Genomic DNA, 22,218 nt, shown 5'->3' with positions numbered 1-22,218 from the left:
GCGATGAACGACGTTCGAGTCAGGCCGCGCTGGCGGCCAGGAAGGCGCGGGTGTACGCCTCGCGGGTATGGCCCGCACGCACGTCGGCCTCGTCGAGCTCCTCGACGATGCGGCCGGCGTGCATCATGCCTACGCGTCCGCAGAGATGGGTCACCACCGCGAGGTCGTGGCTGACCATCAGGTAGGTGAGGCCCCGTTCGGCACGCAGGCGAACCAGCAGGTTGAGAATCTCGGCCTGCACCGAGACGTCGAGCGCCGAGGTGGGCTCATCGAGCAGCAAGAGCTCCGGCTCGATCACCAGCGCGCGGGCGATGGCGACCCGCTGGCGCTGGCCTCCCGATAGCTGGTGCGGATAGCGATAGCGGAAGGCCGCGCCGAGCCCGACTTCGTCGAGCACTCGGTCGATGCGGCGCTCCTCGTCCTTGAATCGATGGATGCGCAGCGGCTCGCGCAGCACCTTGGCCACGGTCTTGCGCGGGTGCAGCGAGGCGTAGGGGTCCTGGAACACCATCTGCACCCGCTTGAACCAGTGCTTGTCGCGGCGTGGCGAGAGTTCGCGGCCATCGAACAGGATCGATCCGCCATAGTGGTCGTTGAGCCCGGCGATCGCTCTCAGCACGCTGGACTTGCCGCAGCCGGATTCGCCGATCAGCCCATAGGCGCCGCCGCGCGCGAGCTTGAACGAGACCTCTTCGACCGCCTTGACCCGGCCGCGTCCGCGGCCGAAGTGGATCTCGAGCGAGGCCATTTCGAGCAGGGGTTGCTGGTTCATCAGCGAATCTCCTCCAGCGGCAGCGACGGCGCTTCGCGCCAGGCCGGGTCGCGCGACAGTACCGGCAGCAGCCCGCGCTTGCGGTCGAGCCGCGGCAGGCTTTCCAGCAAGCCGCGGGTATAAGGGTGGCGAGCCTGGTGCAGTTCCCTGGCCGGCAGCGCTTCGACGATCCGACCGGCATACATCACCAGCACCCGGTCGCAGTATTCGGCGACCAGGTTGAGGTCGTGGCTGATCAGCATCAGCCCGGCGCCGCGCCGTTCCACCAGCTCTCCGAGCACCTCCATCACTTGACGGCGCACGGTGACGTCGAGTGCCGAGGTCGGTTCGTCGGCGATGATCAGCTCGGGCTCCGAGATCAGCATCATCGCGATCATCACCCGCTGGCCCATACCGCCGGAGAGCTCGTGGGGAAAGAGCCGGTAGACCCGTTCGGGGTCGCGGATACGCACCGATTCGAGCATTTCAAGCGTCCGCCGACGCGCCTGCGCGGCGTTGATCCGATGGTGGAGGCGGTACGCCTCGCTGACCTGGGTGCCGACCCTGATCAGCGGATTGAGCGAGAACTTGGGGTCCTGGAGGATCATCGAGATGCGATTGCCGCGTATCCGGCGCATCTGCCGTTCGCTGGCCGCATGCAGATCGATGCCGTCGAAGCTCATCCGCTTGGCCTCGATCCGGGCGTGTTTCGGCGTCATCTTGAGGATCGCGCGGCCGGTCTGCGATTTGCCCGAACCGGACTCGCCGACGATGCCGACCTTCTCGCGGCCGATGCGCAGCGAAACGCCGCGTACCACCTGATGCAAGCCACGCGGCGTCGGAAAGCCGATCTTGAGGTCTTCGATCTCGAGCAGGCTGGGTTCAGTCATGGTGGGGGTCCAGTAGGTCGCGCAGGCCGTCGCCGAACAGATTGAAGGCGAGACTGGTGAGTAGGATGGCGCTGCCGGGGATTGCCGCCAGCCACCAGCTGGTCAGCATGAATTCGCGTCCGGAGGAGAGCATCGCGCCCCACTCGGGGCTCGGCGCCTGGGCGCCGAGCCCGAGGAAGCCGAGGCCGGCGGCGGTGAGGATGATCGAGGCCATGTTGAGGGTGACCCTGACCACCACCGAGGGGACGCACATCGGCATGATGTGGTTGATCACGATCCGAAGCTTCGAGGCGCCCTGCAGCCGTACCGCAGCGACGTAGTCGCTGCCGCGGATCGAGAGCGTCTCCGCGCGGGCCAGCCGCGCGATCGGCGGCCAGGAGGCCAGCGCTATGGCGATGATCGCATTCTCGATGCCAGGCCCCAGGGCGGCGACGAAGGCCAGTGCGAGGATCAGGCTGGGGAAGGCGAGGAAGATGTCGACCACCCGCATCAGCAGAACGTCGACCCAGCCGCCCAGGTAGCCCGCCACGGTGCCGATCAGAAGCCCCACGGGGGCTACGATCGCGGCGGTGAGCAAGGCGATGTAGAGCGTGATCCGGGCGCCGAATACCACGCGGCTGAAGATGTCCCGGCCGAGTTCGTCGGTGCCGAACCAATGCGCGGCCGAGGGGGGCTTCAGTCGGTTGGCGAGGTTCTGTGCATAGATGTCGTGAGTGGCGATCCATGGTGCCAGCAGCGCCATCGCCAGTAGCGCGAGCAGGATCAGTAGGCCGACTAGCGCGGTGAAGTTCGAGCGCAGCCGCCATAGCGCGCGCCACAGCTGCTGGGCGCGGGCCTGGCGGCTGGAGCCTGCGATCTCGGCGGTGAGCCAGGCGCGCAGCCTGGTCGGATGGTCGGTGCGGGACATCGGGTCTCCTCCTTGGCCTCTGGCTCAGCGGGTGCGTGGATCGAGCAGGTGGTAGAGCAGGTCGCAGCACAGGTTCAGCACGATGAATATCGTCCCGACCAGCAGGGTGCAGCCGACCACCGCGTTCATGTCACCGGCGAGCAGCGCATTGGTCAGGTAGCGCCCGAAACCGGGCCAGGCGAACACCGTCTCGATCAGTACCGCGCCTTCGAGCAGAAAGGCGTACGACAGTGCGACTACGGTGATCACCTGCACCGCGATGTTGCGAAAGGCATGTACCCACACGGTCTTGGCCCACGAGAGCCCCTTCACCCTGGCGGTGACCACGTACTCCTGGTTGAGCTGCTCGATCATGAAACTGCGGGTCATTCGCGCGATGTAGGCCATGGCGCTGAAGCCGAGGATCGAGGCCGGCAGCACGATGTGGCTGATCGCGTTGGCGAATGCCTGCCACTCGCCGAGCAAGGGAGCGTCGATCAGCAGGAAGCCGGTGATCGGAGTGAGGGTGTACTCGTAGACGAAGTCGATTCGCCCGGGACCGGCGACCCAGCCGAGGGTGGCGTAGAACAGTGTCAGGCCCATCAGGCCGAGCCAGAAGTTGGGCGCCGAGTAGCCCAGCAAGGTCAGGATCCGCACGATGTAGTCGAGCGGGCTGTCGCGATACATCGCCGAGAGCACACCGAGCGGGATGCCGAATCCAGTGGCGATCAAAATCGATAGGGTGGCGAGTTCGAGGGTGGCGGGAAACACCCGGGCGATATCGCTGAGCACCGGGTTGCCCGAGGTCAGCGACCTGCCGAAGTCGAATTGCACCACTTGACCCACGTAGGTTGCGAACTGCTCGATCAGCGGCCGGTCCAGTCCGAGCTGTCGATACATCGCGTCGTAGGCGGCCTGCGATGCATTGTCGCCGAGTATCGCGATCACTGGATCGAGCGGCAGCAGGCGGCCGATGAAGAAGGTCAGCACCAGCAGCCCGAACAGCGTCGCCGCCACCGTCGCGAGTGTACGTGCCAGCCAGTTGAATCCGCCGAGCAGCGCGCTGGGCTCGCGTGGCGGGAGCGCGGTGCCGTTGATCGTTGAGTCGCTCATGGCGTGCTCCTAGACGTTCATCGGTCGCGTACCGCGCCGGGCGGGATCGCCAGACGCGACTCGGTCCGAGGTGGGTCGGGTGGGTGTCCGGTTCACTTGCTGGCGAGGTCGTAGTAGACCCTGAAGCCGTTCGACTTCCAGTCGTGCAGCTCCACACGCTTGCCCGCGACGTCGTACATCTGGAACAGGATCGCGAACGGTCCCTGCTCGAACATCTCCCTTTGCAGCGCGTGGTAGCGGGTTTCGCGCGCGCTGGGGTCGGCCTCCAGCAGCGCCGCCTGGACCTCTTGATTGACCTCGTCGGAGTAATACGCCGCGCGCCAGCTCGGGTACATGCTCTGGCGCGCCTCGAGCCGGTTGTCCGGGGTGTAGAGCAGGCGCGAGGCCATGCCGTGAGCGTCTGCCACCGAGGTCATCCAGGACTGGATCGCCGACTGGTACTCGCGCCCGCGCACGCGCGAGAACAGCTGGGCGTTGGCCATCCGTTCGAGTTCGATCCTGACGCCGACCTTGGCCGCGTTCTGCTGCAGGCTCTGGGCGATCGGTGCCGAGTAGGGCAGGGTGCCGAAGATCAGCCGGGTCTCGAAGCCGTCCGGATAGCCTGCCTCATCCAGCAGTCGCTTGGCCTCGTCGAGATCGAGCCTGAACGGCTGGCCTTCGGTCTCGTCGAGCGCGCCGAACGAGCCGAGCGGCACGAAGCTCGCCCGCGGCATGCCGCTGTAGGCCATCACGGTGTCGGCGAGCCCCTGGTAGTCGACCAGATAGCGCATCGCCTGGCGTACCTTGGGATTGGCGAAGATCGGGTCGCCGTTGTTGAGGTTCCAGTAGAAAAGCTGTGGCTTGAGTGCCTTGACCACCTCGATGCCGTCGCTGCCGTCGAGGTTCCTGAGGTCCTCGGGAGCCAGGTCGCGGGCGACGTCGACATCGCCTCGCGCCAGCAGCAGGCGTTGGGTGCCGGCCTCGGCGACATGGCGGATCAGCACCTGAGGCAGCTTCGGCGCTTCACCCCAGTAGTCGCTGTTGGCCTCGAGCACCACCGCCTCGCCGGCGTTCCACTGGCGCAGCCGGTAGGGCCCTGCGCATTCGGTATGGTTGGTCAGGTAGCGGTTGCCGAGATCGCCATCGACCTCCTCTGCCATCAGCGTTTCCTGATCGAGCGCGCTTGCGACCCGATTGGCGGCGATCGCTTGGAGAATCAGCTCTTGCGGGTAGGGATGGTCGAAATGCAGCATCAAGGTGTGGGCGTCGGGGACCTCGATCGCCTGGTCGATGCGATCCGCGGTGAAACCGTACTCCTCGAGGGTGGCGGCGTTGCCGAAGCCGAGCTCGACCACGCGCTTCATCGACCAGGCGACATCGCTCGCGCTCACTGGGTTGCCGGACGGGAAGCGCATGTCTTCGCGCAGGTTGAAAGTCAGGGTCAGGCCGTCATCGGACAGCGACCAGGAGCGTGCCAGCGACGGCACCACACGGCTGGCGTCGTCGGGATCGAAGTCGACCAGGGTATCGCAGGCGTTGCGCAGGATTTCGTCGGTGACCACTTCGCCGATCTGGGCCGGATCGAAGGTGCTGATCGCATCGATGTTCCAGGCCATCACCAGGGTGTTCGGCGGTGTCGCGGCGCTTGCGACGACCGGCGATACCAGCGCGATGGCGGCGGCGGCGAACAGCCGACGGTAGCGCGATGAAGGGGGCGTCATGGCAGATTCTCTCGGTTTTATTGTGGTCGTTGCGACACCCGCTGCTACGGGTCAGTCCGCGGGACGCGGCTGGATCGGGGGCTTGAGCTCGGCGGGTAGCGGGCTTGCATAGGGCGTGCGCGCGAGCCGGGCGGCATGGTCCTCTTTGGCCGCTTCGATCAGCGAGGGGTCGAGCAGTGCCGCCAGGCCGGTCGCGACCATGGCCTTGGCGGCGTGGACCAGGCCCTTGTGAGCCGCACCCGCCTGCCCTTGGGCGGTGATCTGCCAGGAGTGGCCTGGCGTGCCGATCGCATGGGTGGCGATCCTCGCCTGCACGGTCGGCACCGCCCAGCTGACGTCGCCGAGATCGGTCGAACCGATCATCGGTTCACCGCGCGCATCGAGTGCCACCACGCCGTCGTGGAGCGCTCGCGGCCAAGGTGCGAGGCCGACCCGGGCATGGTCGTTGTCGATGTCGGTCGCGGTCAGGGTCGCCTGGATCTGGGCGGCGAAATCGTAGTCGGCGGCGTCGAACGGCACGCCGCCAAGGCGCTCGAGGCAATGCTGCATCGCGCGTTCGAGTGGCGTGTTGCCGAGCAGGTTGGAGACCGCGCTGACCACCTTCGACTCCACCCGGGTCTCGGTCATCAGCGCCGCCCCCTGGGCGATCTTCTCGACCCGCTCGATCAGCGCACGCATGCCGGCAAGATCGCGCGCGCGGATCGCGTAGCGCACCGTGGCACTGGCCTGGACCACGTTGGGGGCGATACCGCCGGCATCGAGCATTGCGTAGTGGATCCTGGCGCTCGACGGCATGTGCTCGCGCATGTAGTTGACTCCCACGTTCATCAGCTCGACCGCATCCAAGGCGCTTCGGCCCAGATGTGGCGCGGCGGCGGCGTGGGCGGCCCGGCCCTCGAAGTGGAAGTCGAGCCGGGTATTGGCCAGCGACAGCGCCTCGTCGACCCGGGTGAAGGAGGCGGGGTGCCAGGAGATCGCGATGTCGACGTCGTCGAACAACCCGGCGCGGACCATGAACGTCTTCGCCGCACCGCCCTCCTCGGCGGGGCAGCCGTAGTAGCGCACCCGGCCCGGCACGCCTTGGCTTTCGAGGTAATCCTTCATCGCGGTAGCGGCTAGCAGCGCCGCCGAGCCGAGCATGTTGTGGCCGCAGCCATGGCCGTAGCCGTTGCCCGGCAGCGGCCGCGGCTCGGCGACGCCGGCGGCCTGGCTGAGCCCGGGCAGCGCGTCGTACTCGCCAAGGAAAGCGATCACCGGTCCTCCGGCTCCGGCCTCACCGACCAGCGCGGTGGGGATCCCCGCGGCCTCCTCGGTGATCCGAAAGCCCTGGGCTTGGAGCATCTTGCGGTGTTCGAGGCAGGAGCGATATTCGCCGTAGGCGAGCTCGGGCGTTTCCCAGACCCGATCGCTGAGCGTCTCGAACAGTGATCGTTTCTCGTCGACCAGCGTCCATACCAGTGCGGTTGCATCCATCTCGTCGTACTCCTGATCAAAGGTGGGTCAAGGACCGTTCACACCTATCGCGCGCAGTGCGTTGCTGATCGATCGCCTCGCTCCAGCTGGACGAAAGCGCCGCCCCTAGAGGTGGCGCGCGATGAACTCGACCGTGCGCGAGAACACCCGGCGGCGCTGATCGCGGCGCAGGAAGCCGTGCCCGGCATGGGGCACGCGCAGGTAGTCGACCTCGCGACCGAGCCCGCGCAGGCAGCTGTAGACCATTTCGCTCTCGCCGGGCGGTACTCGTGGATCCTCGAGCCCTTGGACGATCAAAAGCGGCACCTCGATGCGAGAGATGCGGTGGATTGGCGAGAAACGCTCGAGTTCTGCGCCCTGGGTCTCGGGGTCGCCATATTCCGAAGCGCGCAGACGCCGTCGCCACGGGCCTGTGGTCTCGAGCAGGGTGTGGAAATTACCGATGCCGTAGAACTCGACCCCGAGCCGCCAGCGAGCTGGATGCTCGGTGAGTGCCGAGAGCACCATGAAGCCGCCGTAGGAACGGCCGTAGGCCATCACCCTGCTGGCATCGATGGTCTTTTCGCTATCGCACCAGTCGCGTACCGCCATCAGGTCTTTGAGCGCATCGAGCCTGCGCTCGCGGTCGTCGAGCTGGTGGTAGCGCTTACCAAAGCCGGTACTGCCGCGTACGTTGGGTGCGAGCACCATCACCCCGCGATCGAGCAGGCACTGCAGGTCGGCGCGGAAGGTCGGGCGCCACTGGGCTTCCGGACCGCCGTGGATCACGATCACGCAGGGGTAGCCAGCGGCCGGCATTGGACCGCGCGGGCGGTAGCGCAGAAACGGCACGCGCAGCCCGTCGAAGCTTGGCACATCGCACAGGGTCGGCTCGATGCCTTGGGGCAGCTCGGTGGGTTGCAGCGGCAGCAGGCGCTCGCAGCCGCTCTGGCCCAAGCGATGGCGCCACAGGCCTGGGGGGGTGGTGGCACCCTCGAGCGCGAACAAAAGCTCTCGCTCGCGCCAAGCCAGGTTCGAGATCACGCCGGGCGGATGGCCCTCGACCCGGTACGCGTCGCCCCCATCGGGGCCGCAGCCGACCCATAGTTCGCTCCAGCCGTCGCGGTTGAGCGTCCAGGCCAGCCTTTCATCGGTACGCGAGCGGGCGAAGCCGTCGAGCTCGTAGCATTCGCTCTCGACCAGCGTCTCGAGCCGGGTGAAGTCACGGTCGACCCGGCACAGTGCGGGGCGTTCACGCTCCTGGTCGCCGAGCACCAGGGCCTGATCGTTAGCTGCGAACTTGATCTGCGAATAGTGCGCAGGGCCTGCGTGTTCGAGCAGTGGATGGCAGTCTGCGCTTTCGAGCTCGAGGCGATATAGCTGCTGGTCGTTGAGCGACTCGGGCGAGACACGCACCAGTAGCGCATCACCGCTTGGAAAGAAGCCGACCACCTCGCGAAAGCCGTCGCCCTCGATCAGGCAGCGGCGCGCGCCGCTTTCGATGTCGAGCAGGTGGACGTCCATATGGCGTCGGTCGCGGGCGTTGCAGCTGAAGGCGATCGAGCGCCCGTCCGGAGACCAGGCGCCCCAGAGATGCACGACGCTGGGGTCGTCTGTGAGCCGGCGGATGCTGCCGTCGATGAGATCGACGAGGGCGAACTGATGGCGCTCGTCGCCGCCGTGGTCGTAAGTGAACAGGACCGCATCGTTGTTCGGGCTGAACGAGATCGAACCCAGCGGCTCTGACCAGTCGCTCAGCTGGCGCCGATCGAGGCTTTCGAGCTCGAGCAGCCAGAGCTGGTCGAAACCGCTCTCGTCGCTCAGGTAGGCGAGCCGCTTGCCGTTGGCACAGAGCGTCGGCGCCCTGAGGCTTGGCAGCGCGTAGAGCGTCTCGATGTCGTAACCGGGAGTGGTCATGCGCGATGCCTCGGATCAGGGGATCAGCCGGTCGAGCAGGCGGTCGGTGGCGGCACGCAGCGCGGTCGCCATCGGTGGCTGGGTGGCGAGATGGTTGGCCTCGGTGACCAGGGTCATCCTCGCTTCGGGCCAGGCACGATGCAGGCGCCAGGCGCTGATCACCGGCGTCACGGTGTCGTAGCGGGCCTGGACGATCTCCGCTGGATGCGCGCGGATCCGATCGAGTTCGTCGAGCAGCTGGCCCGGGCGCAGGAACGCGCGATGACGGCAGTAGTGGGTGAAGCAGCGCGCCAGCGCGAGCGCGGCATCGCCTTCGAGCAGCTGGCGTACGTGCTCGGGGTCGGGCAGGAAGGTCTGGGTCCAGCCCGAGAACTGGCGCAGCTGCTCGGCTGCGGCGCGCTGGAGTTCGAGATCGTCGCTGGTCAGTCTGCGGTAGTAGGCGTCGAGCAGGTCATGGCGTTCATCGGGCTCGACGAAGGCGGCGAAGGTCTCCCAATGGTCTGGAAAGATCGCCCGAGACCCCTGGAACCACCAGTCGATCCCCTCCTGGTCGGCGAGGAAGATCCCATGCAGGCGAAAACCGAGGCAGCGTTCGGGATAGGCTTCTCCATAGGCCAGCGCCAGACAGCTGCCCCATGAGCCGCCGGCCACCAGCCAGCGGTCGATCCCGAGATGGCGACGCAGGCGTTCGATATCCTCGACCAGCGCCTGGGTGGTGTTGTCCTCGAGCGAAGCGGTGGGCGTCGAGCGCCCGGCGCCTCGCTGATCGAACATCACCAGCCGGCAGCGCGAAGGATCGATGGTGCGTCCCTGAACGGGCTTGAACCCAGCGCCGGGGCCGCCATGCAGGAACAGCACCGGCAGTCCGTCGGGGTTGCCTGACTCTTCGTAGTAGAGCGCATGCAGGCTGGAGACCGGCAGGCGGCCGCTGTTCAAAATGCCTGGTAGCGGATATAGCGCCTGTTGATCGAGCGCCACGTCGGGGGTCGATTGCATGATCTCGCCTTGTCCCGCTGAGTTGTCGTTGGTATGGGTGGCCGGGGGTGAGCACGCCCTTGGCCTCATGCTCACGGATCGGATCGATCGAGACCAATCAGGATTTGGAATGGCCCATTCCGTTTCGTCACCGCTGCTGCCGAGAGCGACGCTCAGGCGATATCTGGCGAGGATTCTCGGCTTGGCGTCGTTTTGGCTGCTGTGCGGCTGCTCGACGGTTGGCTACTACGGCCAGCTGGTCGAGGGGCACTACTCGCTGATGCGCGCGCGCCAGCCGATCGCGCCGATGCTGGCCGATCCAGGCGTGGATCCGGAGCTCAAAAGGAGGCTGGCGGTAGCGCTCGAGGCCCGTGCCTTCGCATCGCTCGCGCTGGGGCTGCCGGACAACCGCAGCTATCGGCTCTACGCCGAGCTTCATCGACCCTATGTACTTTGGAACCTGTACGCGGCTCCGCGCTTTTCACTCGCCGCGCTGGAGCACTGCTTTCCGATCGCCGGCTGCGTCGACTATCGCGGCTATTACCGTCAGGCGACCGCCGAGCGGGAGGCCGGGCGGCTCGCGGCGCGGGGCATGGATGTGTACATCGGCGGGGTGCCGGCCTATTCGACGCTCGGCTGGTTCGATGACCCGCTGGTCTCGCCGATGCTTGCGTTTTCGGATGCCCAACTGGTCGGGACGATCTTTCACGAGCTGTCCCACCAGCGCTTCTACCTTCCCGGCGACACCAGCTTTAACGAGTCCTATGCCAGCTTCGTCGAGGAGCGGGGGATCATCGAATGGCGCAGGCGCCGCTTCGAGCCGGCCGATGATCTGTTGACTCGGCAGCGCGCGCAGCTCAAGACGCTGCTGCGCGACACCCGCGAGCGCTTGTCGCGGCTCTATGCCTCGCCGCTCGATCAGCAGGAGATGGCACGGCGCAAGGAGGATATCTTCGCCGCCAACCGCGCCGCCTATCTTTGCCTGCGCGAGCGCGAGTGGCACGGCGATCGCCGCTTCGATGAGTGGATGCTGGGTGAGATGAACAACGCGACCCTGGTGGCCTTCACCCTCTACGACCGCTGGGTACCGGCGTTCGGCGCGCTGTTCGCTCGGGCCGGGGAGGATTGGACGCGCTTCTACGCCGCGGTCGAGGCGCTCGGCGGGCTGCCTGAGGCCGAGCGTCACGCCGAGCTCGAGCGCCTGATGGCGGAGGCTGGCGTTCAGGCATCCTCGAGCAGCACCACCACAAGCTCCGCAGGGCCGTGTGCGCCGTAGGCGAGCACCTGTTCGATGTCGGCGGTCTTCGAGGGGCCCGAGATCAGTAGCGCATTGGTCGGCATGCCCGCGGCCCAGCCCTCGGCCTCGATCACCTCGTGCAGGTTGTCCTGGATCCTGCTGGCCTCGAGCAGGGCGATGTGCAGCGGCGGTACCAGGCTCATCAGCCGAGGCTCGTCGACGGTCGGCCAGAGAATCAAACTGCCGGTGGCGGCGATCGCGCCGCGAGTGGTGGTGAGGCTCGCCGGCACGCTGTCGAACAGTTCGCTCTTCCACGCTTCTATTGGCCGGTCGTAGGCGAACAGCGAGGGCGCCTTGGCGACGCCCTCGATATGCTCGGCGAGCCTCGCGCCGTGGGCCATACCGGTGGCGACCAGCAGCCGATCGATGCCGCGCGCCTCGAGCAGGGCCAGCACCCGCGTTGGCCAATTGGCACGGGTGGTGCGCTCGAAGCGGGTCTGCACGGCGCTCATCAGCTCGATCAACCGCTCGATGCGCGCCGCACGGTCCGGGTAGCGCCAGGGCTCGGTGACTACCGCAGGCTCGAAGTCGTCGGGGCGTGGGATGCTGCCGGCCAGCCCGCTGCGCAGCTTGGCGAGAATGCGTTCACGGGCGCTCATCGGTTGGCTCCAAGGCGATCACGGTCGAGGTGCTTGCGGGCGAGCTCGTGCAGCGAGCGGCTCGCCGGACGGGGTGGCGCATGGTTGAGCGTCCAGGGTCCGAGGCGTGCAGGTGTCAGCCGACGCAGCCGGGTGAACGCGAAGCTGAACGCCCGATAGAGTCTCGGCGAGGTGTAGAGCCGCACCCACATTCGCCATAGCCTGCGCTCCCGGGGCGAGTGCTTGCTGCCCTGGCCGCGCAGCGGATGAGCGCTCGCCGCATCGGGAGGCTTGACGTTCTCCTCGCGCAGCCGGCGCAAGATATCGGGGATCGGAATCTTCACCGGGCAGACTTCGCCGCAGGCGCCGCACAGCGAAGAGGCGCTGGGGTGGTCCGGCGCGTTCTCCAGTCCGATCAGGTGCGGGGAGATGATCGCGCCGATCGGGCCAGGGTAGACGGTGCCGTAGGCGCGCCCGCCGATGCGGGTATAGACCGGGCAGTGGTTCATGCAGGCGCCGCAGCGAATGCAGTTCAAGGTCTGGCGCAGCTCGGCGTCCATGAAGGCCTGGCTCCTGCCGTTGTCGAGCAGCACCAGGTGGACCTCTTCGGGACCGTCGCGCTCATCGATCTTGCGCGGCCCGGAGATCATGTTGACGTAGGTGGTGATCGGCTGGCCGAGCGCCGAGCGGGTCAAGAGCGAAAGCAGCGGCACCACGTCGCGCAGGTTCTCCACCACCTTCTCGATCCCGGTCACCGCGATATGCACAGGCGGTACCGTGGTCGACATCCGGCCATTGCCCTCGTTCTCCACCAGCAGCAGGGTGCCGGTCTCGGCGATGGCGAAATTGACCCCGGAAACCCCGATGTCGGCGTCGAGAAACTTCTTTCTCAGCACCCGGCGGCCGGTCTGGATCAGCTCGTCGACGTCCTCGGTATAGGGCTCGCCCAAGTGCTGTTCGAACAACTTGGCGACCTGGCGGGCGTTCTTGTGGATCGCCGGCATGATGATGTGGGTGGGCTTTTCATGGTCGAGCTGGATGATGTACTCGCCCATGTCGGATTCGAGCGACTCGATGCCCTCGGCCTCGAGCGCCTCGTTCATCTCCATCTCCTCGCTGACCATCGACTTGCCCTTGATCACCGCGCGGGCGCGGCGGCGACGGGCGATGTCGAGCACCACCGCATTGGCCTCCTCGACGGTCTCGGCCCAGTGGACCTGGACCCCGTTGGCGGTGAGCCTCGCTTCCAGCCGTTCGAGCAGCTCCGGCAGTTTCGACAGCGCGCGGGCGCGGACATGGTTGCCGAGCTCGCGCAGCGGCTCGCGCTCCGCCTCGGGCATCACAGCGAGGCGCTTGGCGATCAGGCTGTCCATCGCCGTACGCATGTTGGTGCGCAGCTGGGCGTCGTTCAGCGCCTCATGGGCATTGGCTTTCAGCTGGCGGCTGGACAGCTCGACGGCGGGAATACGCGCGGCCTGGTTCATTGGGTCACCGCCGCTGGATTGGTACGCCGCCACAGGAAGCTGGCGAGGTGTTCGCTGGGCATCCCCGCCGCGCGTTTTTCCATCGCGCCGCTGATGTTCATCAGGCAGCCGCCGTCGGCGGTGACCATCCGAGCTGCGCCGCTGCGCTCGAGGGATTCGATCTTGTTGGCGACCATCGCGCCGGAGATCTCGGGCATGCGTACGCAGAAGGTGCCGCCGAAGCCGCAGCATTCGCTCTCGTGGTCATGCTCGCGACGTTCGACATTGTCGAGTCGGTCGAGCAGGGTGCGGACATGCAGGTGGGTGTTCATCTCCCGCCGGGCGCTGCACGAGGTATGCAGTGCCACCGCCACCGGCGGCCCCTGGTCGCGCCACTGCACTCGACACACCTCGAGCAAGAACTCGGCGAGTTCGAAGGTGCGTTCCGCCAGCGCCTGCGCCCGGGCCAGCAGCACGGGCTCGTCGGCGAAGAGCATCGGATAGTGGTGGCGGAACATCCCCGCGCAGGAGCCGGAGGGCACCACCACGGGGTAGTCGTGCTCGAACAGCGCGAGCTGGGCGCGCGCCACTGCGCGCGCCTCGTCGGTATAGCCGGAGGTATAGGCCGGTTGGCCGCAGCAGCTCTGCTGGTCGGGAAAGTGGACCCGGATACCCTCGCGCTCGAGCAGTCGAATCGCATCCAGCCCGGCCTCGGGATAGAACAGGTCGACTACGCAGGTGCCGAACAGGTAGACGTCGCCCGGCTTGGTCGCGGGATAGTCGCGCGGCAGCGGGCGCGCCGGCGCCACCCGGGTGGCGTTCGGTGCTGCGTCGAAGAACATCTCGCTCATCAGGTACTCCTCCGGGTGGGCCCGGTATTGGTCTGTGCTGGCGGCGGTGTCAGGCCGTCGCCGGGGCGGTCATCGTTCGATCATTGCCCGACCACCATGCCGGTGAAGACGTAGGCCTGGAGCAGCGTGATGATGCCGACGAAGGTGGCGAACACCAGGCTGTGCTTGAGTGTGAAGCGGAACAGGTCCGACTCCTTGCCGACCAATCCCGTCGCGGCGCAGGCCACCGAGATCGATTGAGGCGAGATCATCTTGCCGGTCACCCCGCCGCTGCCGTTGGCTGCCACCATCAGCGTTTCCGACAGGCCCAACTGCTGGGCGGTGGCGGACTGCAGCGCGCCGAACAGGGCGTTGGAGGAGGTGTCGGAGCCGGTCAGGAATACCCCCAGCCAGCCGAGGAAGGGCGAGAAGAACGGGAACGCCACGCCGGTGCCGGCGAGCAGCAGCGCCAGGGTCGAGGACATTCCCGAGTAGTTGGTGACGAAGGCGAAGCCGAGCACGGTACCGATCGTCGCGATCGGCCACCTGAGTTCGATCAGCGTCTCCTTGAAGGTGGACAGCGCCACGCGAGGCGACAGCTTGAGTACCCAGGTGGAGATGATCGCGGCGATCAAGATCGCCGAGCCGGTGGCGGCGAGCGGGTCGAACTTGAATACCGCCGGCATCCCCGTGGGTTCGGCGGCGATCGGTGCGGTGCGCTCGACCAGCATGTGCAGCCACGGCACTTCGATGTTGAAGGTGAGCCAGTAGAGCGCGCCGCCGGACAAGAACAGCGCCTTGAACATCGGCATCGTCCACAGCGTGACCAGGGCGGTGAGGATCAAAAACGGCGACCAGGCATAGAGCACTTGGCCCAGGGTATGGCTGGGCCCTGGCGTCGGCGGGGTGACGGTGTTCGCATTGATCCCAGCGAGCACCGCGACCGGACGCTTGGTGCGAAGGTACAGGGTGAGGCAGGCCATGCTGACCAGGGCGGAGGTGATGTCGGGCAGCTCGGGGCCGATGTAGTTGGAAGTGGCGAACTGGGTGACCGCGAAGGTGCCCCCGCTGATCAGACAGCCTACCCAGGTCTCGCGGATGCCCTTCCAGCCGTCCATCATCGCGACCAGCCAGAACGGCACCAGTACCGACAGGAACGGCAATTGACGTCCGGTCATCGCACCGATGTCGAACGCCGGCAGGCCGCTCACCTGACCGGCGACGATCACTGGGATACCCAAGGCGCCGAAGGCCACCGGCGCGGTATTGGCGATCAGGCAGAGGCCCGCGGCATAGAGCGGATTGAAGCCCAGTCCGACCAAGAGTGCTGCGGTGATCGCCACCGGTGCGCCGAAGCCTGCGGCACCTTCGAGGAAGGCACCGAAGCCGAAACCGATCAGCAGCACCTGCATCCGCTTGTCTTCGGTGATCGAGAGTACCGAGCTTCGGATCACATCGAACTGGCCGCTCTTCACCGTCAGCTTGTAGAGGAACACCGCGGTGACGATGATCCAGGCGATTGGCCAGAGCCCGTAGAAGAAGCCGTAGATCGCCGAGGCCAGCGCTGATCCCACCGGCATGCCGTAGACCAGCATGGCGATCGCCAGCGCGAGCGTCAGGGTGACGATCGCTGCGACATGGCCTTTGAGACGCAGCACCGCCAGGGCGACGAAGAAGAATACGATTGGCACCAATGCCGCTAGTGCGGAGAGCCATAGACTGCCAAGAGGCAGGTAGTCTTGCTGCCAGGGTTCCATTGGATGTCCTCATCGTCGCATCGACGTCCACGTGTCGAAGGGTATTGGAAAATTGGTAAAACCAATTTACCTTCATGCTAGAGTCAGTAGAGGATGAGAGCCCTGTAAGGGTCAACGCAGTCGCATTAGACATTGGGCGTGTATTGTCGTTTGGAGGATTGATACTTTGGTACGACGAGTTGACCAATTGCCTCCGGCCAGGATGGCCGAGGCGGTAGGGCAGCGGATCCGGCCGCGTCGTCTCGCTGATGAGATCGTGCGCGAGCTCGAGCGCTTGGTGCTCGAGGGAAACTTCGTCGCCGGTGAGCGGCTTCCCGCGGAACGGGTGCTGGCCGAGCGTTTCGGTGTCTCGCGTCCAACCCTGCGTGAAGCGATCCAGCGGCTGGCGGCCAAGGGGCTCTTGAGTAGCCGGCAAGGCGGGGGCACCTACGTTTCCAGCCAGCTCGGCGCGAGCTTCGACGATCCGCTCGATGGATTGATGTCCGAAAGCCTCGAGGCGCGCCACGACCTGCTCGAGTATCGCCATCTGCTCGAGGGAGGCTGCGCCTACTACGCTGCGCTGCGGGCCACCGATCTCGATCGCGAGCGGCTCTCCGCGGCCTTCGCCCGGGTCGAGGCGATCTATCGAGCCCCATTGGGAGAGCAGCGAGACGAGGAGGCTGCGGCCGATGTCGGCTTCCACCTGGTGATCGCCGAGGTGAGCCACAACCTGGTACTGCTGCACTCAATGCGCAGTCTCCACGGCATGATGACCCGCAATACCGTGATCAACATCGCCGGAATGCATGCCCAGCGCGCCGAAACCCGGGACCGATTGTTCGAACAGCACCGTGCGCTGTTCGAAGCGATCCGGGATGGCCAGGCGCGGCGCGCCCGCGCGCTTTCCGGCCAGCACATCGATTATGTCCGCGAAGTATTGCTCGAGTCCGAGGAGGAGGCACTGCGCTTTGCCAGGGCTCGGCGGCGGCAGGAGGCGAGGGGCGCGTTGGCCGGGTGTGGGCCGGATGGCTGACGCGTCGGGCGCTCAGTCGCCCAGCTGGACGAGGATCTCCTCGAGTCGTGCCCTGCAGTCGGCGAACAGCCTTGGTCGCTCGGGCGGGCGCGAGAGAAAATAGAGCCAGGCCAGGATATCGACCAGCGTCGCCGCTTCGATCCATCCGGGCGCGAGCGGCCGCCCCTGGGTGGCCATCGCCTCGGTGAAGCGGTCGGTGAAGGAGCGATCGCGTAGGGCGGGTGCGCGCAGCAGATGGCCGAGATCGATCAGCGCGCTGCCGAGGTGGGCGAACTCCCAGTCGACCACCGCGCCAATGCGCACGCCATGCGCATCCTCTTCGATCAGCAGGTTGGAGCCGCTGAAGTCGCTATGCACCAAGCCGTCGAGGGAAGGCTGGGTATTGAGGCGCGCGCCCTGGCGCTCCACCTCACGCTGCAGCCGCACGCGCAGCCGCGGTGCCAGTCGGGCGTTCACCAGCGGATGGTCGAGTAGCTCGAACATCAGCTTCGCCAGCGAGGCATTGGGATATTCAGGCAGGCCTAGCGCGCTCGGCGGCTTCAGCGCGAGACGCCCGGCGAGATGCTCGGCGATCGGTTCGGCCAGTGCACCGACGGCCGGTCGGGCACCGCGTAGCCAAGCGCCGAGAGGCATGCCTGGACGCCAAGGCAGCAGCATCCAGGGTGGCTGGTCATCCCGGGCTGGCTCGAAATGCAGCGGCGCGGGGGCATTGCAGCGTCCATCCAGCCAGGTGAGCAGTCGCGCCTCATGGTCGAACGCAGCATGATGCTGATCCGCAGCACAGCGCAGTGATGCCCGTCACCCATGCGCCACTCCAGCCGCCAGGCGCCGTTGGCGAGGCCGTCGGCGAGACGCTCATGGGCCAGCAGCTCGGCACTGGCGGCATAGCGTCTCAGCATCAGCAGGGCGTTCGCGTGGGACAGCTTGGGCTCGGCATTCGGCCGTTCCCAGCGTCGACGGTCAATGGTGGGCAAGGGCTTCTCCGAAGCTGTTGCGATCCTTGTTCATCCTAGGGCGCCAGCCGCTGCGACGAACTCACATGCCACCTAGTTTGCCTCTCGTCTCGCCCCCAAGCCACCTGGGCGGTGGCTTGGGAGCAAGCGGTGGCATGCCCTTGCCGTGCAGCGCTCAGACGGTCGGCAGGCGAAAGCGGCCTACCGCTTCGCGCATCCGCGTGGTGCGGTTCTCGAGCGCGGCGGCGGCGGCGGTGGCCTGCTCGACCAGGGCGGCGTTCTGCTGGGTGACCTGGTCCATCTGGCCGATCGCTTGGTTGACCTGCTCGATGCCCTGGCGCTGCTCCTCCGAGGCCGCTGAGATGCCGCTGATCAGGCTTTCGACCTGGGTGATGGCATCGAAGATGGCCTGCATCCGCTGGTCGGCTGATTCCGCTTGGCTCGCGCCCTTGTCGATCAGCCCGCTGGCCTCTTTGATCAGCGTCTTGATGTCGCGTGCGGCGTTCGCCGAACGGCCCGCGAGCCCGCGAACCTCCTCGGCGACCACGGCGAAGCCACGCCCGTGCTCGCCGGCGCGCGCCGCCTCGACCGAGGCGTTGAGCGCCAGCAGGTTGGTCTGGAAGGCGATGCCGTCGATCAGGCCGATGATCTCGTTGATCCGCTTCGAACCTGCGCTGATCTCGGCCATGTTGCCGACCATCTGCTGTACTGCGTCGCGTCCCTTGCGCGAGGCATCGGAGGCCTGCTGGGCAATCTCGCTGGAGAGACGGGCATTCTCGGCGTTCTGGCGCACGGTGGCGGTGAGCTGATCCATGCTCGCGGCAGTCTGCTCGAGCGAGGCGGCCTGCTCTTCGGTTCGCGAGGAGAGATCGGTACTGCCGCTGGAGATTTCGCGCGCGCCGAGGTCGATCCTGTCGCTCTCGGCGTGGATTTCGCCGATGGTCTCGATCAGCTGTTCGCGCATCCGCTGGATGTGGAACAGCAGGCTGGCGCTGTCTCCTCGCCGCAGGGCGAGACTGGCGCTCAGGTCTCCGGTGGCGATGCGCGCGACCATCTTCGCCGCCTCCTCGGGTTCGCCCCCGAGGCTCTGCGAGATGCTGCGGATCAGCAGCAGCATGAACAGCGAGACGATGCCGCCGACCAGCAGCAGTATCAGCGCTGAGCGCAGAAGCGCGGCGGCGAAGTCGTGCTGGAGGTCATCGACGTAGACCCCGGCGGCAATGTAGCTGCGGGTGGCGGGGTCGAGCGTGACGTAGCTCAACTTGCGCTCCAGTTCCTCTCCATCGGCGGTGCGCGACAGGTACTCCACGAAGCCGCTGCCGTCGCGATTGGCCACTTCGATCAGTGCCGGATAGATCGCGATGCCGTTGGAGTCGGTGAGTCCCGACATGTCGTCACCGCGTTCACGACGGGGGTGGGAGAGGATTTTGGCGTCTTCGTCGAAGGCGAAGATGTAGTTGTCGGTGTCGAAGCGCAGCGTGCCGATCAGGCGCAGGGCGCGGTCACGGGCGATGATCCGCGCCGAACCTTCGGTGCTCGCGCGGCTGATCTCGGTATCGAGGATGCTGGCGGCGATCGAGACCAGGTTGCGCAGCCCCTCCTGGCGTTCCTGGGCGCTTGCTGCGCGCTGCTGCAGCGCCATGATCACGACCAGCGCGATCATGCCGAGCCACATCAGCACCAGCGCGAAGTAGAGACGATGCCTGGTTTTCCACCGTCGCGGCAGGCGGGAGACGGAAGAGGATGCCAGTGGACGGGACGGAGAGGGCAGGCTGATTGCCGTTGTAGTTGTACTCATGCGCCTAAGGTACCTGTGGGGGCATCGCCCATCGATGCGGGATTGCGGGAAATAGCGCGTCAGCCTGGACATATCGGCGGCAAGAAAAATTGCTTGAAGGATCGGCGCTGGGTGATCCGAATCGCCAAAGTGTTCGGGTGACAAAGACAAACGCTGCCGGTTGGTGGAAAATGCCGCTCTCATCGGCCGTCGTGCCGATGGCGACTTCCCATTTCGTGCGCATGCGACGCATCGGGCGAATTCGTACAACTACGCACCAGGGATGCGTTTCAAGAGGCATTCATGAGTCTATTCCGTAAGAAAAGAATCGAGGTCATGACCGGCGCCAACGCGCGCAAGTCGGAGCTGAAGAAGGTGCTCGGCGCCACCGACCTGATCATGCTGGGTCTGGGGGCAATGGTCGGCACCGGGATTTTCGTTCTCACCGGGGTCGGGGCGGTACAGGCCGGGCCTGCGCTGGCGCTCTCTTTCATCCTCGCGGCCAGTGCCTGCGCGCTGGCCGCGCTGTGCTATTCGGAGTTCGCCTCGATGATCCCGGTGGCGGGTTCCGGCTATACCTACAGCTATGCCACCCTCGGCGAACTGGTGGCGTGGATCGTCGGCTGGAGCCTGATCGCTGAGTACGGTCTCGCCACCGCTGCGGTATCGGTGGGTTGGTCCGGCTACTTCCAGTCGTTGATCGGCGGTTTCGGTCTGCACCTGCCCGCGGCGCTGACCGCCGCGCCCGGGGTCAACGCCGCGGGCGAGACCACGCTGTTCAATCTGCCGGCCTTCGTGATCATGATGGCGATCACCTCGGTCCTCGCCCTCGGTATCCGTGAGTCGAAGCGGATCAACAACCTGCTGGTGGTGATCAAGATCGCGGTGATCCTGCTCGTGATCGCGGTCGGTATCTGGTACGTCAAGCCGGAGAACTTCGAGCCCTATGCGCCATTCGGCGTCTCCGGCGTGATCAGTGCTGCTGCGCTGGTGTTCTTCGCCTTCCTCGGCTTCGACGCCGTTTCCTCCGCCGCCGAAGAGGTGCGCCAGCCGCAGCGTGACCTGCCGATCGGCTTGATCGGTTCGCTTTTGATCTGCGCGGTGCTCTATGCGCTGGTTGCCACGGTAGCCACTGGTATCGTCCCGTTCGCCGATTTCCGCGGCGTCGACGACCCGATCGCGCTGGTGTTCCAGCGCGCCGGGATCGACTGGCTCGCGGGGCTGGTCAGCCTCGCTGCGGTGACCGGGATGATGACCGTGATCCTGGTGATGGGCTATGGCCTGACCCGGGTGGTGTTCGCGATGTCCCGCGATGGGCTGATGCCGGGCTGGATGTCGAAGGTAGACGATCGTCAGGTGCCGGTCGCTTCGACCTGGCTGCTCGGCACGCTGTCGGCGCTGATCGCGGCGACCGTGCCGCTCAGTGCGCTGGCCGAGCTGATCAACATGGGCACCCTGCTGGCCTTCACCATCATCTCGGTGTCGGTGCCGGTACTGCGCAGGACCCGCCCTGACCTCAAGCGCGCCTTCAAGGTGCCGGCGCCCTGGGTGCTGGGGCCGCTCTCGGTGGTGATCTGCGTGATCCTGATGCTCAACCTGGCGCTCGAGACCTGGATCGCCTTCATGATCTGGCTGGCGATCGGCCTGGTGTTCTACTTCGGCTATTCGCGCCGGCACGCCAAGCTCGAGAATCTGCACTGAGGCTACTTCCGCTTCAGCGCTAGACGATCAGCGACGACCCCGGCCCCGCGCCGGGGTCGTCGCGTTGGGCGCCGGCTACGACGATGCCGTTAGTGGGCGAACTGATTGTCGCTTAGGATGGGGGCACGTCGTCATCCAGGAGCACATCAATGAGCCAATCGATCAATCAGCGTGTGGTACTTGCCAAGCGCCCCGTCGGGCGTCCGGATCCGAATGATTTCCGCCTCGAGCAGAGCAGCGTGCCGAGCCCCGGCGAGGGCGAGGTGCTGCTCAAGGTGGAGTATCTGTCGCTCGATCCCTACATGCGCGGACGGATGAGCGATGCCAAGTCCTATGCCGAGCCAGTGGCCGTTGGCGCGACCATGGTCGGTGGCACCGTCGCCCGGGTCGTCGAGAGCCGCCACCCCGACTACGCCGAAGGCGATCTGGTGCTCTCCTACTCGGGCTGGCAGCGCTATGCGCTCTCCGATGGGAGCGGCTTGCGCCGGCTCGACCCAAAGCTGCCACCGACCACCGCCCTCGGGGTGCTCGGTATGCCTGGGTTCACCGCCTATTCGGGGCTTCTGACCATCGGACGGCCCCGCCCCGGTGAGACCGTGGTGGTCGCTGCGGCGAGCGGCCCGGTGGGTTCGGCGGTAGGCCAGATCGCGCGGATCAAGGGCGCGCGCGCGGTAGGGATCGCCGGCGGCGCCGAGAAGTGCCGGCTGCTGCGCGAGCACTTCGGCTTCGATGTCGCCCTCGATCATCGCGCGCCGGATTTCGCCGCACAGCTGGCGCAGGCCTGCCCGGACGGTATCGATGTCTATTTCGAGAACGTCGGCGGCAAGGTATGGGACGCCGTGCTGCCGTTGCTCAACGAGTTCGCCAGGGTGCCGGTGTGCGGCCTGATCGCCCAGTACAACGCCCACGGCCGTGCCGAGGGCGAGGATCGGCTGCCGGCGGTGATGTACGCGGTGCTGAGCCGCAGCCTGACCCTGCGCGGCTTCATCCAGCGCGAGTTCGTGGCCGAACAGTTTCCGAGCTTCCTGCGCGACATGGGCGGCTGGGTCGAAAGCGGCGAGGTGCGCTATCTCGAGGATGTGGTCGATGGCCTGGAAAATGCGCCTGGCGCGTTCATCGGCCTGCTCGAGGGTGCCAATCTCGGCAAGCTCATCGTTCGGCTGTGA

Annotated in this window: 18 protein-coding genes; 4 read left to right on the top strand and 14 right to left on the bottom strand. The window is 66.4% G+C overall.

All coding sequences use genetic code 11. From position 1 onward, the window contains the following. Positions 1–19: 19 nt before the first annotated feature. From A5892_RS00705 to pip, 8 genes are all read right to left on the bottom strand, one after another. Positions 20–772: an ABC transporter ATP-binding protein gene (locus tag A5892_RS00705; RefSeq protein ID WP_064121157.1), complete on the bottom strand. Its 753-nt coding sequence runs from the start codon at positions 770–772 to the stop codon at positions 20–22. Beyond that, a complete protein-coding gene (locus A5892_RS00700) occupies positions 772–1,641 on the bottom strand; it encodes an ABC transporter ATP-binding protein (RefSeq protein WP_064121156.1) in 870 nt (289 codons plus the stop codon). Before A5892_RS00700 ends, A5892_RS00705 begins: the two co-directional genes overlap by 1 nt. Further along, complete coding sequence (gene nikC, locus A5892_RS00695; RefSeq protein WP_064121155.1) at positions 1,634–2,548, bottom strand: nickel transporter permease; 915 nt, start codon at positions 2,546–2,548, stop codon at positions 1,634–1,636. Before nikC ends, A5892_RS00700 begins: the two co-directional genes overlap by 8 nt. 24 nt (positions 2,549–2,572) lie before the next feature. Then, the gene (locus A5892_RS00690; protein ID WP_082890194.1) at positions 2,573–3,640 is read right to left on the bottom strand and encodes an ABC transporter permease; all 1,068 of its coding nucleotides are present in this window, start codon (positions 3,638–3,640) and stop codon (positions 2,573–2,575) included. A 92-nt stretch (positions 3,641–3,732) separates the two neighbouring features. Beyond that, a complete protein-coding gene (locus tag A5892_RS00685) occupies positions 3,733–5,340 on the bottom strand; it encodes an ABC transporter substrate-binding protein (protein WP_064121154.1) in 1,608 nt (535 codons plus the stop codon). 51 nt (positions 5,341–5,391) lie between these two features. After that, on the bottom strand, positions 5,392–6,813 hold the full coding sequence (locus A5892_RS00680) for a M20 family metallopeptidase (protein ID WP_064121153.1): 1,422 nt from the start codon (positions 6,811–6,813) through the stop codon (positions 5,392–5,394). A gap of 105 nt (positions 6,814–6,918) precedes the next feature. Further along, a complete protein-coding gene (locus A5892_RS00675; RefSeq protein WP_064121152.1) occupies positions 6,919–8,709 on the bottom strand; it encodes a S9 family peptidase in 1,791 nt (596 codons plus the stop codon). 15 nt (positions 8,710–8,724) lie between these two features. Further along, positions 8,725–9,705 (bottom strand): prolyl aminopeptidase, encoded by a 981-nt coding sequence (gene pip, locus A5892_RS00670; protein WP_064121151.1) that lies wholly within the window; start codon positions 9,703–9,705, stop codon positions 8,725–8,727. A 109-nt stretch (positions 9,706–9,814) separates the two neighbouring features. On the opposite strand from pip, the gene A5892_RS00665 reads away from it, so the two are divergent. Continuing rightward, a complete protein-coding gene (locus A5892_RS00665) occupies positions 9,815–10,960 on the top strand; it encodes an aminopeptidase (RefSeq protein ID WP_082890193.1) in 1,146 nt (381 codons plus the stop codon). Here the strand turns inward: A5892_RS00665 and A5892_RS00660 are convergent. The 4 genes from A5892_RS00660 to A5892_RS00645 form a co-directional block, all read right to left on the bottom strand. Next, on the bottom strand, positions 10,906–11,580 hold the full coding sequence (locus A5892_RS00660; protein ID WP_064121149.1) for a LutC/YkgG family protein: 675 nt from the start codon (positions 11,578–11,580) through the stop codon (positions 10,906–10,908). The two genes, A5892_RS00665 and A5892_RS00660, sit on opposite strands and share 55 nt — an antisense overlap. Beyond that, positions 11,577–13,043 (bottom strand): LutB/LldF family L-lactate oxidation iron-sulfur protein, encoded by a 1,467-nt coding sequence (locus A5892_RS00655; RefSeq protein ID WP_064121148.1) that lies wholly within the window; start codon positions 13,041–13,043, stop codon positions 11,577–11,579. Before A5892_RS00655 ends, A5892_RS00660 begins: the two co-directional genes overlap by 4 nt. After that, complete coding sequence (locus A5892_RS00650; protein ID WP_064121147.1) at positions 13,040–13,873, bottom strand: (Fe-S)-binding protein; 834 nt, start codon at positions 13,871–13,873, stop codon at positions 13,040–13,042. The genes A5892_RS00655 and A5892_RS00650 overlap by 4 nt, the downstream gene beginning before the upstream one ends. An 80-nt stretch (positions 13,874–13,953) precedes the next feature. Beyond that, entirely contained in the window at positions 13,954–15,609 is a 1,656-nt protein-coding gene (locus A5892_RS00645; protein WP_064121146.1) for a lactate permease LctP family transporter, read from the bottom strand. A 187-nt stretch (positions 15,610–15,796) separates the two neighbouring features. Between A5892_RS00645 and A5892_RS00640 the strand changes: the two genes are divergently transcribed. Continuing rightward, positions 15,797–16,621 (top strand): GntR family transcriptional regulator, encoded by an 825-nt coding sequence (locus A5892_RS00640; protein ID WP_317627707.1) that lies wholly within the window; start codon positions 15,797–15,799, stop codon positions 16,619–16,621. Between the two features lie 12 nt (positions 16,622–16,633). Here the strand turns inward: A5892_RS00640 and A5892_RS00635 are convergent, their stop codons facing one another. Continuing rightward, positions 16,634–17,347, bottom strand: coding sequence for a phosphotransferase family protein (locus A5892_RS00635; RefSeq protein ID WP_263281438.1), 714 nt, complete (start codon positions 17,345–17,347; stop codon positions 16,634–16,636). Positions 17,348–17,749: 402 nt separating this feature from the next. Beyond that, positions 17,750–19,372 carry a methyl-accepting chemotaxis protein gene (locus A5892_RS00625; protein WP_082890191.1) on the bottom strand — a complete coding sequence of 541 codons (1,623 nt, stop codon included), beginning with the start codon at positions 19,370–19,372 and terminating at the stop codon, positions 17,750–17,752. A 282-nt stretch (positions 19,373–19,654) separates the two neighbouring features. On the opposite strand from A5892_RS00625, the gene A5892_RS00620 reads away from it, so the two are divergent. Both A5892_RS00620 and A5892_RS00615 read left to right on the top strand, forming a co-directional pair. Continuing rightward, positions 19,655–21,052, top strand: a complete 1,398-nt coding sequence (locus tag A5892_RS00620; protein ID WP_064121141.1) for an amino acid permease — start codon at positions 19,655–19,657, stop codon at positions 21,050–21,052. A 149-nt stretch (positions 21,053–21,201) separates the two neighbouring features. Then, complete coding sequence (locus A5892_RS00615; RefSeq protein WP_064121140.1) at positions 21,202–22,218, top strand: NADP-dependent oxidoreductase; 1,017 nt, start codon at positions 21,202–21,204, stop codon at positions 22,216–22,218.

The organism is Halotalea alkalilenta, from assembly GCF_001648175.1.
GTDB classification, from domain to species: Bacteria; Pseudomonadota; Gammaproteobacteria; order Pseudomonadales; family Halomonadaceae; genus Halotalea; species Halotalea alkalilenta_A.
This window is presented reverse-complemented; position numbering and strand designations above follow the sequence as displayed.

Coding starts and splice junctions, on each gene's coding strand:
- A5892_RS00705 (WP_064121157.1), bottom strand. CDS start 772: ATGAACCAGCAACCCCTGCTCGAAATGGCCTCGCTCGAGATCCACTTC.
- A5892_RS00700 (WP_064121156.1), bottom strand. CDS start 1,641: ATGACTGAACCCAGCCTGCTCGAGATCGAAGACCTCAAGATCGGCTTT.
- nikC (WP_064121155.1), bottom strand. CDS start 2,548: ATGTCCCGCACCGACCATCCGACCAGGCTGCGCGCCTGGCTCACCGCC.
- A5892_RS00690 (WP_082890194.1), bottom strand. CDS start 3,640: ATGAGCGACTCAACGATCAACGGCACCGCGCTCCCGCCACGCGAGCCC.
- A5892_RS00685 (WP_064121154.1), bottom strand. CDS start 5,340: ATGACGCCCCCTTCATCGCGCTACCGTCGGCTGTTCGCCGCCGCCGCC.
- A5892_RS00680 (WP_064121153.1), bottom strand. CDS start 6,813: ATGGATGCAACCGCACTGGTATGGACGCTGGTCGACGAGAAACGATCA.
- A5892_RS00675 (WP_064121152.1), bottom strand. CDS start 8,709: ATGACCACTCCCGGTTACGACATCGAGACGCTCTACGCGCTGCCAAGC.
- pip (WP_064121151.1), bottom strand. CDS start 9,705: ATGCAATCGACCCCCGACGTGGCGCTCGATCAACAGGCGCTATATCCG.
- A5892_RS00665 (WP_082890193.1), top strand. CDS start 9,815: ATGGCCCATTCCGTTTCGTCACCGCTGCTGCCGAGAGCGACGCTCAGG.
- A5892_RS00660 (WP_064121149.1), bottom strand. CDS start 11,580: ATGAGCGCCCGTGAACGCATTCTCGCCAAGCTGCGCAGCGGGCTGGCC.
- A5892_RS00655 (WP_064121148.1), bottom strand. CDS start 13,043: ATGAACCAGGCCGCGCGTATTCCCGCCGTCGAGCTGTCCAGCCGCCAG.
- A5892_RS00650 (WP_064121147.1), bottom strand. CDS start 13,873: ATGAGCGAGATGTTCTTCGACGCAGCACCGAACGCCACCCGGGTGGCG.
- A5892_RS00645 (WP_064121146.1), bottom strand. CDS start 15,609: ATGGAACCCTGGCAGCAAGACTACCTGCCTCTTGGCAGTCTATGGCTC.
- A5892_RS00625 (WP_082890191.1), bottom strand. CDS start 19,372: ATGAGTACAACTACAACGGCAATCAGCCTGCCCTCTCCGTCCCGTCCA.
- A5892_RS00620 (WP_064121141.1), top strand. CDS start 19,655: ATGAGTCTATTCCGTAAGAAAAGAATCGAGGTCATGACCGGCGCCAAC.
- A5892_RS00615 (WP_064121140.1), top strand. CDS start 21,202: ATGAGCCAATCGATCAATCAGCGTGTGGTACTTGCCAAGCGCCCCGTC.